General features: G+C 61.4%; 1 rRNA gene. It reads right to left on the bottom strand.

Annotated features, from left to right (window positions below):
* Positions 1–130: 130 nt before the first annotated feature.
* Positions 131–254: ribosomal RNA gene (locus MFF56_RS32015) — 23S ribosomal RNA — on the bottom strand; the annotation flags it as partial.

The following is a 254-nucleotide window of genomic DNA, read 5'->3' on the forward strand; positions in this document are numbered from 1 at the left end:
GGTTGTTTGGGACGTTCGCTGTCGCAGGGTGCTGCGACGGCGGAAGCCCCATTCTGTTCGGCAAGCATGTTGTCTGTGACCGCTTCGCCGATCCTGGCGGATCGGTGTATGCGGCGATGGATCACGAGAGACGATCAAGTCTATCGGGCGATTAGTACCGGTCAGCTCAGCGCGTTGCCGCGCTTGCACCTCCGGCCTATCGACGTGGTCGTCTTCCACGGCCCTCAAGGGAGACCTCGTTTCGAGGGGGGTTT

The organism is Methylobacterium hispanicum, assembly GCF_022179285.1.
GTDB lineage: Bacteria > Pseudomonadota > Alphaproteobacteria > Rhizobiales > Beijerinckiaceae > Methylobacterium > Methylobacterium hispanicum.